This window comes from Bradyrhizobium sp. UFLA01-814 (genome assembly GCF_046718885.1).
GTDB lineage: Bacteria > Pseudomonadota > Alphaproteobacteria > Rhizobiales > Xanthobacteraceae > Bradyrhizobium > Bradyrhizobium elkanii.
In genome coordinates, this window is record NZ_JAQOSR010000182.1 from 1 (window position 1) to 16,167 (window position 16,167).

The following is a 16,167-nucleotide window of genomic DNA, read 5'->3' on the forward strand; positions in this document are numbered from 1 at the left end:
GGCGGATCTCAGGGCGAGATTCGGTGACGATATCGCTATGGCCGCCGAAAGCGAGATCGATCGGCTGTTCACGGACTGTGCGCACGGAGCGGTTCCCGCCGCCGGCAGCTGCTACGGGCTCGACGTTATCGTTGATGACAGCATCCGGATGCAGCCCGAGATCTATATCGAAGCTGGCGATCATGAGACGTTGCTTCATCTCGGTCGTGCGCAATTCGCACGCCTGACCGCCGGTTCTCTGCATGGCAGCTTCAGTGCGCACGACTGAGGCGACATGACAGCGGGACCATCTGTCGGTGCGCCCCGACCGGAGCATGATCCGGGAGGGTGCGAAGTGTCTCTCTCCCGAGACAAGGGAGGAACGCGTTTGCGCGGAGATCATGCTCAAGCAAGGGGCTCATGCGCGATGACGATCCGACCCGGTTTCATCGCGTCTTAAGGCGCGGCACGCATGCGGTCGCGTCAACTCTGTTGTATATTTGCGAACGAGGGGGCTGCTGCCTTGGACGGGAGGTCCTCCATGAAAGTCAAGGACGTGATGCACAAGGGCGTCGATTGGGTAAGCCCCGACACGCCAATCACCGAAATCGCGAAATTGATGCAAGGCCACGACATCGGCTGCATTCCGATCGGGCAAGACGATCGTCTGATCGGGATGGTGACGGATCGCGACCTCGTCTGCAAAGGTCTTGCGAGCAAGGACTTCAACTCTGCGCGTACCACGGCGCGGGATGTGATGACCGAAGGCATCCACTGCTGCCGCGAAGACGACGATCTGGCGAAAGCGGTGCACCACATGGAAACGCTGAAGGTCCGCAGGCTGCCTGTGATCAACAAGAGTAAACGGATGGTCGGCATGGTCAGCCTGGGGGATATAGGCCAGTTTGCCGGTGCCGATCTCGTGTCCCAATGCATGAAGAGCGTGTCTGCTCATCATTGAAGCGAGGCCGGTCTGCGGGAATCCGGCAGACCGGCCAGTATCATGATCAACCGGGAAGGCAAGCGGTGCCGGCTGTCTCACAGGCATCGGCCCGAAGCTGGACGGCGATCGGCACCGTTCGATCGCCATCCGATCTGTCGAGGGGCGGATCGCACAACGATCCGCCCGACGTCGCGTTATCGCCCGGGCAATCAACCCAGGTGATGAACTTTCTGCAAGCCGTAAACCGGCGTCGCGATGCCCTCCATCCGCGCCTTCAGTTGCAGCGCCAGATATTGGGAGTAATGCCGCGACTGGTGCAGGTTGCCGCCGTGGAACCACAGCGCTTGCTGCTGGGTCGGCTTCCACATGTTGCGCTGCTCGCCCTCCCACGGGCCGGGGTCCTTTGTGGTCTCGGATCCAAGACCCCAGACCTTTCCGACCTTGTCGGCGACGTCCTTCGAGATCAGGTCGGCGGCCCAACCGTTCATCGAGCCATAGCCGGTGGCATAGACGACGAGATCGGCGGGGAGTTCGCTGCCGTCCACGAACCTGACGCCGGTTTCGGTCAGTTCCCGCACCGCCGCGCCCTTGCCGCTCTTGAGCTTGATCGAACCATCGATCACGAGATCGCAGGCGCCGACGTCGATGTAATAGCCCGAGCCGCGGCGCAGGTACTTCATGAACAGGCCCGAGCCGTCGTCGCCCCAGTCATGCATGAAGCCGACTTTCTCCAGCGCGGCGTAGAAATCCTTGTCGCGCTCGCGCATCTGTTCATAGAGCGGGATCTGGAATTCGTGCATGATCTTGTAGGGTAGCGAGGCGAAGATCAGGTCGGCCTTGCGTGTGGTCACTCCGCTCGCGACCGCCTGCTCCGAATAGAGCGCGCCGAGCCCGATATCCATCAGCGTGTCGGACTTCACGATATGCGTGGATGAGCGCTGCACCATGGTGACGTCGGCACCACCTTCCCACAGCGCCGCGCAAATATCGTGGGCGGAGTTGTTCGAGCCGATCACCACCACCTTCTTGCCGCGATATTTCTCCGGCCCCGGGTGGGTCGAGGAATGCTGCTGCTCACCCTTGAAGATGTCCTGCCCCTTGTAGGTGGGCCAGTTCGCCTTGCCCGACATGCCGGTCGCCAGCACGAGCTGCTTCGGCTTGAGCGTGATCTCCTTGCCGTCGCGCTCGACCACGACGGTCCATTCCCCGGCCTTCTCGTCATACTTGGCGGACTTCGCCGTGGTCGAGCTCCAGTAGTTGAGCTCCATCACCTTCGTATACATCTCCAGCCAGTCGCCGATCTTGTCCTTCGGCGCGAACACCGGCCAGTTTTTCGGGAAGTCGATATAGGGCAGATGGTCGTACCAGACCGGATCGTGCAGACAGAGCGACTTGTATCGTTTGCGCCAGGAATCGCCGGCGCGTTCGTTCTTCTCGATGATGATGGTCGGCACATTCAGTTGCCGCAGCCGCGCGCCAAGCGCGATGCCGCCCTGCCCACCGCCGATGATCAGCGTATAGGGTTGTTTTGCATGACCCAGCTCGGTGATTTCCTGGTCACGTTCCTCGCGCCAGCTCTTACGGTCCTTGCCATGGCCGTGCTTGGCGCCGAGCGGTCGGGTGAAGCCGGATTTCTCCTCATGTCCCTTGAGCTCGGCCATGGTGGTGAGCAAGGTCCAGATGCGTCCATCCTTCATGCGCAGGTGACCATAGCCGCGCGCGACATCGGTCTCGAACTCGATCCAGCTCTCGATGATGCCGCCGGCCTCGCTGGCAGCTTCGCCATCGGCAATGCGCCATCCCGACGGTTTGCTGTCCGCAAGCCGCGCCTTCAGCATGTCGCGAATCTGATCCTTGCCTTCCATGGTTTTGATGTTCCAGGTGAAGGTGACCAGATCGCGCCAGTAGCAATCGGTCTGGAACAGCGCGATCGCGCGTTCGATGTCACCCGACGACAACGCGGCGTTGAACTCGTCGAGCAGCGCGGTGATCTTTCCGTCCGGGGCCTTCGTGAGCATGTTTCATTCTCCCATATGCCGGCGTCGGATCGCCTTTGCGTCGTGGTTCCGGCGCGTTCGTTAGCGAGGTCGAATCTTGCCTCGACCACCATGTCAGCAAGCTTCATGCCACTGCGGCGCATCTCGAAAAACGCTCGGCATTTCCTCGCGTTAACTGCCGGCGTCAGGCCGCCTCACTTGTTGCGCCATGCAACAGGTGTTGCACGCAACAAACTTGATCGGCGGCACAATCCGAGTGACACTCGAAGCAACAACGAGCGGGGAAACATCCAGGAGCATCAGCCGTGACGACGGAGCGGGCTGCGCACATTGACGAGCTGGTTCGCGTTGCGGTCGGCCAGACCAGCGCGCGTGATGCAATCATCCATCAGTCGTGGGTACGATGCGTCTCCGAACACAAGCTCGATCCGTTGGTCTTGCGCGACGCTCGTATCGTGACATCCGGGCGGCTGCGCGAGCACCGCGACGCCATGGACGAATTCCTCCACACGGCGCGCTTCGGCGTCGAGATGCTGTATCGCCAGATCGCCGGACTCGGCTACGTGCTGCTGCTCACCGATGCCAGGGGCATCACGGTGGATTTCATCGGCGACCCGACATTCAACAACACGCTTCGCAAGGCCGGCCTCTATCTCGGCGCCGACTGGAACGAGCCGCATGCCGGCACTTGCGCCGTCGGCACCTGCATCGCGACCGAAGAAGCCCTGACGGTGCATCAATCCGACCATTTCGACGCCACCCATATTCCGCTGACCTGCACGGCCGCGCCGGTCTTTGATCCCAGCGGCAAGCTCGCTGCGGTCCTGGATATCTCCGCGCTGCGCTCGCCGGAACCGAAGGCCAGCCAGTTCCTGGCGCTGCAACTGGTCAAGTCGTTCGCTCACAAGATCGAGAATGCGAACCTGCTGAACCGTTTCCGGCAGGAATGGATCATCAAGCTGTCCGGCTCCGCGGAATTCGCCGATGTCGATCCGGACTATGTGATGGCCGTCGACAGCAGCGGCCGCATCATCGGCTTCAACAATCGCGCAAGGCAGCTGCTCGCCCGAGAACTGGCCAAGCGTCCGGACCTTCGCCTGCGGGCCGACGGCTTCGGCGTGTCCGACATCTTCGAATGCACCATCGACGATCTGCCGCGCTTCGCCCATTCGCGCCCCACCGGCCAGCGCACGCTGCGGCTTGCCAACAGCGGCGCGACGCTGTTCGCACAGACCTTGCCGCCCCCGAACAAGCTGGCGGCGCCGGCCTCCTCCCGCAGCGAGTCGGGGCTTCCGGCGCCGTTGCGCCACCTGTTCCGCGGCGATCCCGCCATGCACCACGTGGTGACGCGCGCCGCCAAGCTCATCAATACCCAGATGGGCCTGCTCATCACCGGCGAAACCGGCACTGGCAAGGAGCACCTGACGAAGGCGCTGCATTCGGTCAGTGCGCGTGCAGGCAGACCTTTCGTCGCGGTCAACTGTGCCGCGCTGCCGGAAAGCCTGATCGAGAGCGAGCTGTTTGGCCACGAGGCGGGCGCCTTCACCGGTGCGGCGGCCAAGGGCAAGAAGGGTCTCGTGCTCGAGGCCGACGGCGGCACCCTGTTCCTCGACGAGATCGGCGACATGCCGATCTCGTCGCAGACGCGCCTGTTGCGCGTGCTGGCCGAACGCGAGGTGACACCGGTCGGCCGCACCCGGCCGGTCCCGCTCAATGTCCGCGTCATCGCTGCCACCCATCGCGACCTCGTCGCGCTGGTGAAGGCGGGGCAGTTCCGCGAAGATCTCTATTTCCGCCTCAACGGCGCGGTGCTTGCGCTGCCTCCGCTGCGTCAGCGCACCGATATCGAGTGGCTGATCGATCAATCCCTGCATCGGCTTTCGATGGAGCACCAGGCCAACTATGCGCTGACGGCAAGCGCGCGCAGCGCGCTGCTCAAGTACCAATGGCCTGGCAATATCCGCGAGTTGATCAACGCGCTCGATCATGGCTGCGCGCTGTCGACCGACGGCACGATCGATCTTGCCGATCTGCCGGACCGGATCGCTCAGCCCTTGCGTGAGGACAGCTCCGGAAAGCCGGTACGAGGCGGAACGGCAACGTCACGGCAAGCCGATGCGCTATTGACGGCGTTGCGCAACAATCGCTGGAATGTCTCACGGGTGGCACGCGAACGCGGGGTCGATCGCTCGACTATCCATCGCCAGATTCTCCGCTTCGGCATCACGATGCCGAAAGACCTGACCTGACCTCAGGCGCTGCCCGCCGTCGCTGACCGCCCTGGTCAGATACGATGTCCCTGCCGAACGGTGGCTGGCTGAATGGTGGAAAATCGGCACACTATTCAGAACAAAACCACGAACCCATACATAATTGAAATTGCACGTGATTTTTCCCGCCCCAGGCGTTCGACCGCCGTCGCCGCCGACTTCGGCCCAGCCGCTGTCGCAAGCGAAAATTCGGCACGCCTCACGACAGCGTGCGCCGCTCGCTGCGGGATCGTAGTATTGTCGTCGGCAGCCGTCGAAGCTAGGATTTCGCGTAGCATTCGATCGCGACGCACGAAGAGATGCACTCCAGAATCAAGCGGATGGTCGCGGCTGCGATCGGACGGCACGGCAAATGGAGGACATTATGGCGTGGCGTGACGACAAGGCCCGGGCAGCCCTGATCCGCGATGCAGCGGGCAGCGTGCCAGCGGGCAAGAGCCCCCGGGCCTTTGCCGAGCCCTTGTTCGGCTACACCAATATCGAGGATCTCGCCAATTACGATGCCGCCTCGCTTGCCCAACTGGCGGAGCAAGCCTGGGAGCACGTGCAGCGGCGCACGGCCGGCAGCGCCGATATCCGCGTCGTCAATCCGACGTTGCCGAACGGGCGCGAGATTTCCGTGCTCGAAATTCTCAACGACAACATGCCTTTCCTGTTCGATTCCACCATGGCGGAGCTCGCCGAGCAGGGCCTCGAGGTCACCCTGGTCGCTCACCCGATCATCGCCGTGGAGCGCGATGAAGGGGGCAAGCTGCTGCGATTCTACGGGGAAGCACTGCCGGACGGAGCAAAGGGCGCGCGCGAAAGCCTGATTCATCTCCACATCACCCGCCTGGATGCGGATTCCGATCGCCAGAAGCTGATCGACGGCCTGACCAGGACGTTGAACAATGTCCGCGCCTGCGTTGCCGACTGGCGCGTCATGCGTGACAGTGTCGAGGAAGCGATCAAGACGTTCTCTTCCAATCCGCCGCCGCTGCCGATCGACGAACTCGCCGAAGCCAATCAGTTCCTGCAATGGCTCTGCGCGGACAATTTCACTTTCCTCGGCGTGCGCAAATATCGCTTCTCGCCCGACAGCGACGCGTCGGACGACATTACAACCGGCGAAGGCCTCGGCATCCTGCGCGATCCGGACGTGAAGGTCCTGCGCCGAGGCAGCGAAATGGTGGTGATGACGCCGGAAATCCGCGAGTTCATGCACGAGCCGACCCTGCTGATCGTCATCAAAGCCAATGTCTCCAGCCGCGTCCATCGCCGTACCCGGATGGATTATGTGGGCATCAAACTCTACTCGCCCGACGGCCGGCTCGAAGGTGAGTTGCGCGTCGTCGGCCTTTTCACCTCGGGCGCCTATACTCGCTCGGTACGGCAGATCCCTTATGTCCGCCACAAGGTTTCGCGGGTGCTGCAGCGCGCCGGCTTCGACCCGAACGGCCATTCCGGCAAGGCGCTGATGCATATTCTCGAAGATTATCCGCGCGACGAGCTGTTCCAGATCGACGTCGACACGCTCTACAACTTCGTCATCGAGATCCTGATCCTCTACGAGCGTCCGCGCGTCCGGGCGCTGCCGCGGGTCGACAAGTTCGATCGCTTTGTCTCCATCCTCACCTTCATTCCGCGCGACAAATACGACACCGACGTCCGCACGCGCGTCGGAGCCTTTTTAGCGCAGGTCTACAAAGGGAAGCTGTCCGCTTCCTACGTATCATTCCCTGAAGGGGCGCTTGCGCGCGTCCACTTCATCATCGGACGCTATGAAGGCAAAACGCCCGTCGTCGACCGCGCCCTGCTCGAAGCCGGGATCAGCGCCATTGCCGCGACCTGGGCCGACAAGCTGAAGGCCGCGCTCACCGCGTCGACCGACGGCATGCGGGCGCGCATGCTCACCAACCGATATGCCCAGGCGTTCAGCGGCGGCTATACCGAGGTGTTCAGCGCGGAACAGGCGATCGCCGATATCACGACCGTCGAAAAGCTGACGCCGGCCCGCCCGGTAACGATTTCGGTTTACCGCATCGAAGGCGACGATCCGAGGCGCTTCGGCCTTAAGGTGTTTTCGGACGCCGTGCCGCTGTCGTTGTCCTACCGCGTGCCGGTGATCGAAAATCACGGCCTGCGCGTGGTCAACGAACGCACCTATCAGATCGTGCCCGGCACCAGGCCTGCGCCGGTCTGGCTGCACGACATGACGATCGAGACCAGCGACGGCCAGCCCATCGAGATCAACCCGGAATTCAGCCATCGCCTGGAAGCCTCGATCATGGCGGTGGTGACCGATCGCGCCGAATCCGACGGATATAACGGCCTGATCCTGCGCACCGCCCTAAGCTGGCGGGAAGTCTCGACCATCCGGGCGCTGTCGCGTTATCTCCACCAGATCCGCGCTCCGTTCACCCAGGATTACATGTGGGAGACCTTGCGCAAGAACGCCGCGATCACGGCCAGCCTGGTCGCGATGTTCCAGACCCGCCTCGATCCGCGCCTCGCCTTGACGGACGCCGAGCGCGCGGCGCGCGAGGCGGCTTTGCTTGCCGAGATCGAGGAACAGCTCAAATCCGTCGCCTCGCTCGATGAAGACCGCATCCTGCGCCGCTTCACCAATCTGGTGCAGGCTACCGTTCGCACCAATCTGTGGCAGATCGGCGAGGATGGACATCCGCGTCCGGTGATCTCCTTCAAGTTCGAGGCGCGCCGGATCGACGACTTGCCCGCTCCACGACCGCTCTACGAGATCTTCGTCTATTCCCCTCGCGTCGAAGGTATTCACCTGCGGTTCGGCAAGGTTGCGCGCGGTGGCTTGCGCTGGTCCGACCGGCCGCAGGATTTCCGCACCGAGATCCTCGGCCTGGTGAAAGCGCAGCAGGTCAAGAACGCCGTGATCGTGCCGGTCGGTGCCAAGGGCGGCTTCGTGCCCAAGCGCCTGCCGCCGCCTTCCAAGCGCGACGCCTGGCTCGCGGAGGGCACCGAAAGCTATCGCATCTTCGTTCGCTCGCTGCTCGAACTCACCGACAATCTCGACGGCGACATCGTCGTGCCGCCCGAATCCACCGTACGCCACGACGGCGACGATCCCTATCTCGTCGTTGCCGCCGACAAGGGCACCGCCACCTTCTCCGACGTCGCCAACGCGATTTCGGCCGAGAAGAACCATTGGCTCGGCGATGCCTTCGCATCCGGCGGCAGCCAGGGTTACGACCACAAGAAGATGGGGATCACGGCGCGTGGCGCCTGGGCGGCGGTCAAGCGCCACTTCCGCGAGCTCGGCACCGACATTCAGACCATGCCGTTCACCGCGGTCGGCGTCGGCGACATGTCGGGCGACGTTTTCGGCAATGGCATGCTACTCTCGCCGGCGACACGGCTTGTGGCGGCTTTCGATCATCGCGACATCTTCATCGATCCTTCGCCCGATCCATCGACCAGCTTCGCCGAGCGCAAGCGCCTGTTCGATCTGCCGCGATCGAGCTGGCAGGACTACGACAAGTCGCTGATCTCGCAGGGCGGCGGCGTGTTCTCGCGCTCGCTCAAGGCGATCCCGCTTGCGCCGGAAGTGCGCACGCTGCTCGATCTCGACAAGCCGCAAGCCACGCCTTTCGAGGTGATGACGGCGATCCTGAAGGCTCGCGCGGACCTGTTGTGGTTTGGCGGCATCGGCACCTATGTCCGCTCCTCCGGGGAAAGCGACGATCAGGTTGGGGACCGCGCCAACGATCCGATCCGCATCGCGGGTGGCGACGTGCGCGCCCGGGTGATCGGCGAAGGGGCCAACCTCGGCGTTACCCAGCGCGGCCGCATCGAAGCGGCGCAGAAGGGCGTCAAGCTCAACACCGACGCCATCGACAATTCGGCCGGCGTGAACACGTCCGACGTCGAGGTCAACATCAAGATCGCGCTGGCGCGCCCCGAGCGCGAGGGGCGCCTCAGTCCCACTGACCGCAACAGCCTGCTTGCCGCGATGACCGACGAGGTCGGCGCGCTGGTGCTGCGCAACAACTATCTGCAGACGCTGGCGCTCTCGCTGGCCGAGCGCAAGGGTGTGGCCGAGACCGGCTTCCTCACCCGCCTGATGCAGTCGCTCGAACAGCGCGGCTTGCTCAGCCGCGCTGTGGAGTTCTTGCCCGACGACGCCGCGCTCACCGAGCGCACACGGCGCGGCCAGTCCCTCGCGCGGCCCGAGCTTGCCGTGCTGCTCGCCTACGCCAAGCTGACCCTCTACGATGACCTGCTCGTCACCAGCGTGCCCGATGACCCCTATCTTGCCCGCGAACTATCCCAGTATTTTCCGCGCGAAGTTCAGGACAAATTCCCGACCGCGGCCGGATTGCATCGCCTGCGGCGGGAGATCATCGCGACCAGTCTCGCCAATGCGGTGATCAATCGCGGCGGCCCGGCCTGTGTCGTGCGCCTGATCGACGAGACCGACGCCGATATCCCGACCATCGTCATGGCCTATGTGGCGGTCGATGAAAGCTTCGGCCTGAAGTGGCTCAATGACGCGATCGACGCGCTCGACGCCTGCATCGACGGGCAGCTGCAGCTGTCCCTCTACGCTTCAGTGCAGGACCTCCTGCTCTCCCGCATGGTCTGGTACGTGCGCAATGTCGATTTCAAGGACGGGCTGGAGGCCGTCGTCGCGCGCTTCGGCCCGGCGATCCGCCAGATCGTCGCCGGGCTCGACACTGCCTTGCCGCCGGACTTGCAAGCCGCGCGCGTCAAGCGGCGGCAGGAACTCGCCGACGCCGGTGTCCCGGCCGGCCTCGCCGGCGAGCTCGCCGATCTTGATGCTTTGGTCTCGGCTCCCGACATCGTGACGGTTGCCGAGCGCACCACGCGCCCCATCGGCGATGCCGCCGCGACCTTCTACGCCGCCGAGGCGAATTTCCGTCTCGACCGCATCATCGCCGCCGCACGCAGTGTGCCGGCCAACGATTATTTCGAACGCATGGCCATCGATCGCGCCGTCGAGCAGATCGCCGGCGCCGAAAGGAGACTGGCCGCCGATATGCTGGCGACCGGCCAGTCTGGCCAGCAGGCCGTCGAGACCTGGCTCGCGGCTCACCCCGAGGCGACGCGTATCCGCCGCTCGGTCGAGGAGATCGCTGCCAGCGGCCTGACCCTTGCCAAGCTGACGGTGGCGGCGAACCTGCTGGGGGACCTGGTCAAGGCCTGAGGGCGTGCGAGGAGCGATGTGAGAAGCGCAATGCTGGCGCAGGTCGTTAGCCGGCAAACGGAGGAATCCAATGATCCACGCCACTTGTCATACCGCCGACAATGTTCGCTGCATCGAGTTCGATGCCACACCATGGTTCAGCGAGGCTGACGCTCCGAGCATTATCGATTTGGCCCAACGAGGATGGACCAGCACTGCGATTGCAGATTCCCTCGAGCGCAGGCAAGGATACGAACGTCTGCACGACCTCGTTGAGTATGCGGCGAAGCGACTGCAACTGGAATCTCTGGAGGACCCAACTTGGGAAACCTTCGAGTGTGTCGTCGATGGACCCGAGGCCGTCGCCTGGCTCGAGAAAAACCGGCCCAACGTTGTGGCAAGAATCCCTTAAAGCCGCGGGAAGCGCGGCAAAGGCCACAATTGATCGGCGGCAAACGACGAGGAAATGGCGCACCCGACACGATTCGAACGTGTGACCTTTGCCTTCGGAGCAAGATAACGTACTCATCCGAAAAGTACGATAGGGCGCGCTATTATGCGCTATCCAGCTGAAGCGTCTGGGTATTCTCAACAACAGAAGCGACGTTCCTATCCGAAACCCCGCGCCGATTTTCTCCCGCCTGCTTACGCGTTGCTTACTTGGGAGATCGCGCCCAGAACGAAGGAACGTTATGGTCAAGATCACAAAGAGGGTTGTCGAGGCGGCGGATGTCCGAGAGAAGGACTACCTGATCTGGGGCGACGAACTGGAAAGGGAGGGCGACCAAAGAACGCCTCGACCATCGTCACCGACACTGGCCGTATCGAACGTCACATCATTCCCCTCATAGGAACCCGGCGCGTCAAGGACCTGACCAAGACCGACATCAACAAGGCCCTCAAAGACATCATGGCCGGCAAGACGCGGGTTTCGGTCAAGACCAAGAAACTGCGCGGAAAGGCCATCGTCCGGGGTGGCGCTGGAACGGCAACGCGTACCGTTGGTCTTCTCGGCGGCATTCTACGCCGTGGAAGCAGGAAAACCGTTTAGGCGATCATTCGTCGTCTTTATTTCGATAATACTAGAAATACGGTTGACATTCTGAAGCTGTTGCGACAGATTATGGACATGAAACTGGATGACGCAGCCATGCACCTTGAAGCTTTGGGCAATCCGACCCGGCTCAAGATCTATCGTGCCCTTGTTCGCGCTGGGCAGGCTGGTCTGGCCGTCGGCCGACTGCAGGATAAACTAAAAATCGCGCCATCAACCCTGTCGCACCACGTCAAGACGCTCGTGACCGCCGGCCTCATCACCCAGGTGCGGGAGGCAACGACTCTGACGTGTCACGCCAACTATGACGTGATGCAGAGGCTGGTCGACTTTCTAGTTGCTGAATGCTGCGCCGATGCGACCGAATGCAAGGATACAAGCACTGCGGCCTGATCTTTTCAGGTCGAAAATTTCGATATTTCTAGTTTGATAGGAAAAGCAAAATGGAACAGTCGAAGTCGGTTGCGATCATTGGCGCAGGTCCTGTCGGACTTGCCGCCGCTGCTCATGTTCTTGAACGCGGAATGACGCCGGCCGTTTTGGAAGCAGGTCCGGAAATTGGTCATGCGATGCGGCAGTGGAGCCACGTGCAGTTGTTCTCGCCGTGGGAATACAACGTCGACAAAGCGGCTGAGCGCTTGCTGGCGCCAACCGGTTGGAATTCGCCGGATCCAAAGCAATATCCGACCGGCGGTGAGTTGCTGTCGCAGTATCTCGAACCGCTGGCTCACCGCACGGTGCTCAAGGATCACATTCATACATCAAGCCGCGTGATCGACATCAGTCGCGTTGGTTTCGACAAGCTCAAGACCAAAGGCCGCGGCGACGCGCCTTTCGAGCTTCGCTACCAAAACGGGCAGGGCCCGAAAAGCATTCGCGCCGATGCGGTGATCGATACGTCAGGTACTTGGTTCTCGCCGAACCCTGGTGGCGCAAACGGTCTTCCGGCCCTCGGCGAGCGGGAGAACGCTACCAAGATCGCGTACGGGATGCCCGACGTGCTCGGCAAGGATCGCGCCCGGTATGCTGGAAAGGCCATCGCCGTGCTCGGGGCTGGGCATTCTGCGGTTGGCACGCTAATCGAACTCACGAATCTGAAATCTCAGGCTGCGAGCACCGAAGTCATTTGGGTCTTGCGCGGTGACAATCCTGCCAAAGCTTTTGGCGGGGGCGTCAATGACAAACTCGTGGCGCGTGGCGAACTGGGAATGGCTCTGGCAGGGCTGGTTACCTCTGGGCAAATCCGAGTGGAAGCCAGCTTCCCTGTGACTCGCATCGACCGTGACGGCGAGCGCCTGAAGCTTGCCACTGCCGGATGCTGCGACCGGAGCATTGTGGCTGACGAACTAATCGTCGCGACGGGGTTCCGTTCCGACCTCGAATTCTTGCGTGAACTTCGGATTCAGCTCGATCCGGCCATCGAATGCCCGATCGCGCTGGCGCCGCTGATCGACCCCAATGAACATAGCTGCGGCACAGTACGCCCACATGGCGCGGCCGAACTCGCGCAGGACGAGCCGGGATTCTACTTCGCCGGCATGAAGTCATATGGGCGTGCGCCAACGTTCCTGATGCTCACCGGCTATGAGCAGGTGCGGTCAATTGCGGCCAAAATTGCCGGTGACAATGAAGCGGCAGCGCGGGTTGAACTCGTATTGCCCGAGACAGGCGTGTGCAGCCGCAGCGCGACACCGGGACAGGTCGAATGCTGTGGCGGGCCGGCCACCGAACGGGCGGACGCCTGTTGCGTCGATGATGCTAAGGCGAAGGGTGCAGGAAAAGCTGGCTGTGGCTGCGCAGCTTAGCGCGGAAAGGTGCGAATGCTGACGCTAGAGGGGCGATCCGTCATCGCGGCGATGTGTGTGGGGCAGCTCGGTAGCTTGCTCCCGCATGTCGTCGTGCCGTCGATACTTGCCGCATTCCTGATTCCGGAATGGCACCTGAGCGGTGCGCAGGCTGGCCTTCTCGCCGGCTCGGGCGCAGCTGGCTACATGTTGACGGTGCCGGTGTTGGCCACGCTGACTGACCGGATCGACGCGCGCAAGATCCTGATTGCGGGCTCGGCGGTCAGTGCACTCGGTACATTGCTGTTCGGCCTGTTTGCGACCGGCCTCTGGTCCGGAGCATTGTTCAACGCCATTGCGGGCATCGGCTTCGCGGGCGCTTATATGCCCGGTCTCAAGGCGCTGACTGACCGGCTGGTACCCGGCGATTCATCCCGCGCGATCACGCTGTATACGTCGAGCTTTTCGTTCGGCGTCGGGCTGTCGTTCCTGGTCTCGCAGCTCGTTGCGGAAGCTTTGGGCTGGCGCTCAGCCTTCCTCGTGACAGCGCTGGGCCCGCTGATGATGCTTTCGGTCTGCTTCCTGCTGCGGCCGGTGGCGCCAAAACCCGCGCAGGGCCGCCTCTTGGACTTCGCGCCGGTGTTCCGCAACACCAACGCCATGGGCTTTGTTCTCGGCTATGGCGCCCACTGCTTTGAGCTTTACGGCATCCGCACCTGGCTGGTTGGATTCTGGACTTTCGTGGCGGTGAGGAACTCGGAAGGCTCACTCCTGACGCCCGTCGTCGTCAGCGTGCTTTTCTCTTTGCTCGCGATGCCGGCTAGCATCCTCGGCAACGAATGCGCGATCCGGTTCGGCCGACATCGCGCCATCACCGCCGTGATGTTGAGTTCTGCTTGCGTGGCGCTGCTGATCGGCGCGTTCGCCGACAAATCGCCATGGCTGTTGCTGCCACTGGTGTTGGTCTACGCCATCACGGTGCCCGCCGATTCCGGTGCGTTGACCTCGGGAATGACGATGGCCGCCGATCCCAACTACCGCGGCGCAACGATGGCCGTGCATTCGACCGTTGGCTTTAGTCTGTCGGCTTTGGGCGCGTGGGCCCTTGGCGTCGCGCTGGATGCGGCGGGCGGACCATCGAGTGCCACCGCCTGGGCGGCAGCGTTTGCCGTACTCGCGGCAGGCATTCTGCTCGGCCCCGTCGCGCTCTATTGGTCGAGGGCGAGGACGCCACAGGGATGAGTCAACGTCAGCTTCCAATCATACTGGCGCTTGGCACCAGCCAAACGCTGGCGTGGGCCTCCACCTATTATCTGCCGGCGATTCTTGCCAATCCGATCGCCCGCGACCTTGGGATCTCGTCGACTCAGGTTTTCGGCGCGCTTTCGGTCGGCCTGATCATGGCGGGCCTCCTGGGACCGCGTGTTGGGCATTTCATCGATACGTTCGGCGGCCGGGGGCTGCTTGCCGTTTCGAACGTCGTGTTTGCGGCGGGACTGGTCCTTCTTTCTTTCGCGTCCGGAAGCGTTGTGTTGATCGCGTCGTGGCTCATCCTCGGCGTTGGCATGGGGATGGGGCTCTATGAGGCCGCCTTTGCGACACTGACGCGCATGTATGGATACGCCGCCCGCAGGCCGATCACCGGCATCACCCTGATTGCAGGCTTTGCAAGCACGATAGGTTGGCCGATCACCACGTATCTCGATGCGCACTTTGGCTGGCGGATTGCGTGCCAGGTTTGGGCGCTTATTCACATTGCGTTGGCGCTGCCGCTGAACCTGTCGCTGCCGCGCGCTAAACCATTCCAGGCGGCTTTGCCCGATGAGGCAAGCCCCGCAGAGTCGGCGCAGCAAAGCGAGACAGTCGCCATGATCCTCGTGGCTTATGTCTTTGCGGCGACCGGGTTTGTGAGTTCGGGACTTTCTGCCTTGATGCCTTCCCTGCTCTTGCAGTTCGGTGCAACACCGGCGGCAGCGCTGCTCGCGGGAACCCTGATCGGCCCGGCACAGGTGGCAGCGCGGATTATCGAAGCGGGCTGGCTTAGCCGCTACCATCCTCTTGCGTCGACTCGGCTTGCGACGGTCATGAATCCACTCGGCATAGTAGTCCTTGCGGCTGGAGGACCGGTGCTCGCCCCCGCCTTCGCCATCTTCTACGGTGCGGGCAATGGCATCTTGACCATAGCGCGCGGCACGCTACCGCTCGCACTATTTGGGCCGCACGGCTTTGGCCGTCGCGTTGGCGTGCTATCGCTTCCGGCCCGCGCGACCGGTGCAGTCGCGCCGCTCGCCGTTGGCCTGTTTGCTGAATATCTCGGTGCAGGAGCGTTATGGATCACGGCGCTAGCGTCGGTTTCCGCATTCATCGCGCTTTTTTTCCTGCGAGCGAGACAAGCGCCATAACGGAGGCGACACCTTAGGCGAGGCGAACTTCTGACCGACACTGTCAGTTAGCAACCTATCGACTCTCGGCGACGATTTTATCCAGATTGCTTACTCGCTCGCATGAGACAGAACTGGAATTTCGGTTCGGACGCTCATATCGCGTTGTAAACAAAGAAAAACTGGCGCACCCGACACGATTCGAACGTGTGACCTTTGCCTTCGGAGGGCAACGCTCTATCCAGCTGAGCTACGGGTGCGTGCAGGGGTTCATTTAGCTGATTGGCTCCCTGTCGGCAACGGCGTTGTCCGGCCGCTTAAGGGCTGTAAACTGCCTTCCGACAATATGACAGGCCGCGGAAAAAGGCCGTCTTTCGAGGGAGTTTGCCCATGCGTCCGCTGGAATTCGGCTGGTATCTGCCCACGCATGGCGACACCACGGCCTATGGGCTGATGGAGGCGCAGATCGCCGGCTCGCCGGAACTCTGCGAGCGCGTGGTCGCGGCCGCCGAGGACGCCGGCTTCGAATATCTGCTGATCCCGGTGGGCTCGGTGTGCTGGGAGGCATGGATCACGGGCGCCTTCATGGCGGCACGCTCTCGCC

At 62.5% G+C, this 16,167-nt stretch carries 10 protein-coding genes, 2 tRNA genes and 2 pseudogenes; 11 read left to right on the forward strand and 3 right to left on the reverse strand.

The features are described 5' to 3' along the window. A partial coding sequence (locus PMN64_RS36120; protein WP_411784186.1) for an aminoacyl-tRNA deacylase occupies nt 1-268 on the forward strand: 268 nt, incomplete at its 5' end. A gap of 252 nt (nt 269-520) precedes the next feature. Continuing rightward, on the forward strand, nt 521-940 hold the full coding sequence (locus PMN64_RS36125) for a CBS domain-containing protein (protein WP_411784188.1): 420 nt from the start codon (nt 521-523) through the stop codon (nt 938-940). Nucleotides 941-1,131: 191 nt separating this feature from the next. Here PMN64_RS36125 and PMN64_RS36130 read toward each other — a convergent pair whose 3' ends face one another. Beyond that, nucleotides 1,132-2,940, reverse strand: coding sequence for an NAD(P)/FAD-dependent oxidoreductase (locus PMN64_RS36130; RefSeq protein ID WP_411784189.1), 1,809 nt, complete (start codon nt 2,938-2,940; stop codon nt 1,132-1,134). 284 nt (nt 2,941-3,224) lie between these two features. Between PMN64_RS36130 and PMN64_RS36135 the strand changes: the two genes are divergently transcribed. The 3 genes from PMN64_RS36135 (at nt 3,225) to PMN64_RS36145 (ending at nt 10,756) form a co-directional block, all read left to right on the forward strand. Further along, nucleotides 3,225-5,168 carry a sigma-54-dependent Fis family transcriptional regulator gene (locus PMN64_RS36135; protein WP_411784190.1) on the forward strand — a complete coding sequence of 648 codons (1,944 nt, stop codon included), beginning with the start codon at nt 3,225-3,227 and terminating at the stop codon, nt 5,166-5,168. A gap of 373 nt (nt 5,169-5,541) precedes the next feature. Continuing rightward, entirely contained in the window at nt 5,542-10,365 is a 4,824-nt protein-coding gene (locus PMN64_RS36140; RefSeq protein ID WP_411784191.1) for an NAD-glutamate dehydrogenase, read from the forward strand. A gap of 70 nt (nt 10,366-10,435) precedes the next feature. Continuing rightward, nucleotides 10,436-10,756, forward strand: a complete 321-nt coding sequence (locus PMN64_RS36145; RefSeq protein ID WP_411784192.1) for a hypothetical protein — start codon at nt 10,436-10,438, stop codon at nt 10,754-10,756. A 55-nt stretch (nt 10,757-10,811) separates the two neighbouring features. On the opposite strand, the gene PMN64_RS36150 is transcribed toward PMN64_RS36145, so the two are convergent. Further along, nucleotides 10,812-10,894: transfer RNA gene (locus PMN64_RS36150), tRNA-OTHER, on the reverse strand. A gap of 219 nt (nt 10,895-11,113) precedes the next feature. Here PMN64_RS36150 and PMN64_RS36155 point away from each other — a divergent pair. From PMN64_RS36155 to PMN64_RS36175, 5 genes and pseudogenes are all read left to right on the forward strand, one after another. Further along, a pseudogene (locus tag PMN64_RS36155) lies at nt 11,114-11,368 on the forward strand (integrase); the annotation flags it as partial. Between the two features lie 105 nt (nt 11,369-11,473). Continuing rightward, the gene (locus PMN64_RS36160; RefSeq protein WP_411784193.1) at nt 11,474-11,791 is read left to right on the forward strand and encodes an ArsR/SmtB family transcription factor; all 318 of its coding nucleotides are present in this window, start codon (nt 11,474-11,476) and stop codon (nt 11,789-11,791) included. Between the two features lie 50 nt (nt 11,792-11,841). Beyond that, a complete protein-coding gene (locus PMN64_RS36165) occupies nt 11,842-13,203 on the forward strand; it encodes an NAD(P)-binding domain-containing protein (protein WP_411784194.1) in 1,362 nt (453 codons plus the stop codon). A gap of 51 nt (nt 13,204-13,254) precedes the next feature. Next, nucleotides 13,255-14,424 (forward strand): MFS transporter, encoded by a 1,170-nt coding sequence (locus PMN64_RS36170; RefSeq protein WP_411784197.1) that lies wholly within the window; start codon nt 13,255-13,257, stop codon nt 14,422-14,424. After that, complete coding sequence (locus PMN64_RS36175) at nt 14,421-15,584, forward strand: MFS transporter (RefSeq protein ID WP_411784195.1); 1,164 nt, start codon at nt 14,421-14,423, stop codon at nt 15,582-15,584. Before PMN64_RS36170 ends, PMN64_RS36175 begins: the two co-directional genes overlap by 4 nt. Nucleotides 15,585-15,746: 162 nt before the next feature. On the opposite strand, the gene PMN64_RS36180 is transcribed toward PMN64_RS36175, so the two are convergent. Beyond that, a tRNA-Arg gene (locus tag PMN64_RS36180) sits at nt 15,747-15,823 on the reverse strand. Between the two features lie 130 nt (nt 15,824-15,953). Between PMN64_RS36180 and PMN64_RS36185 the strand changes: the two are divergent. After that, a pseudogene (locus PMN64_RS36185) lies at nt 15,954-16,167 on the forward strand (alkanesulfonate monooxygenase); the annotation flags it as partial.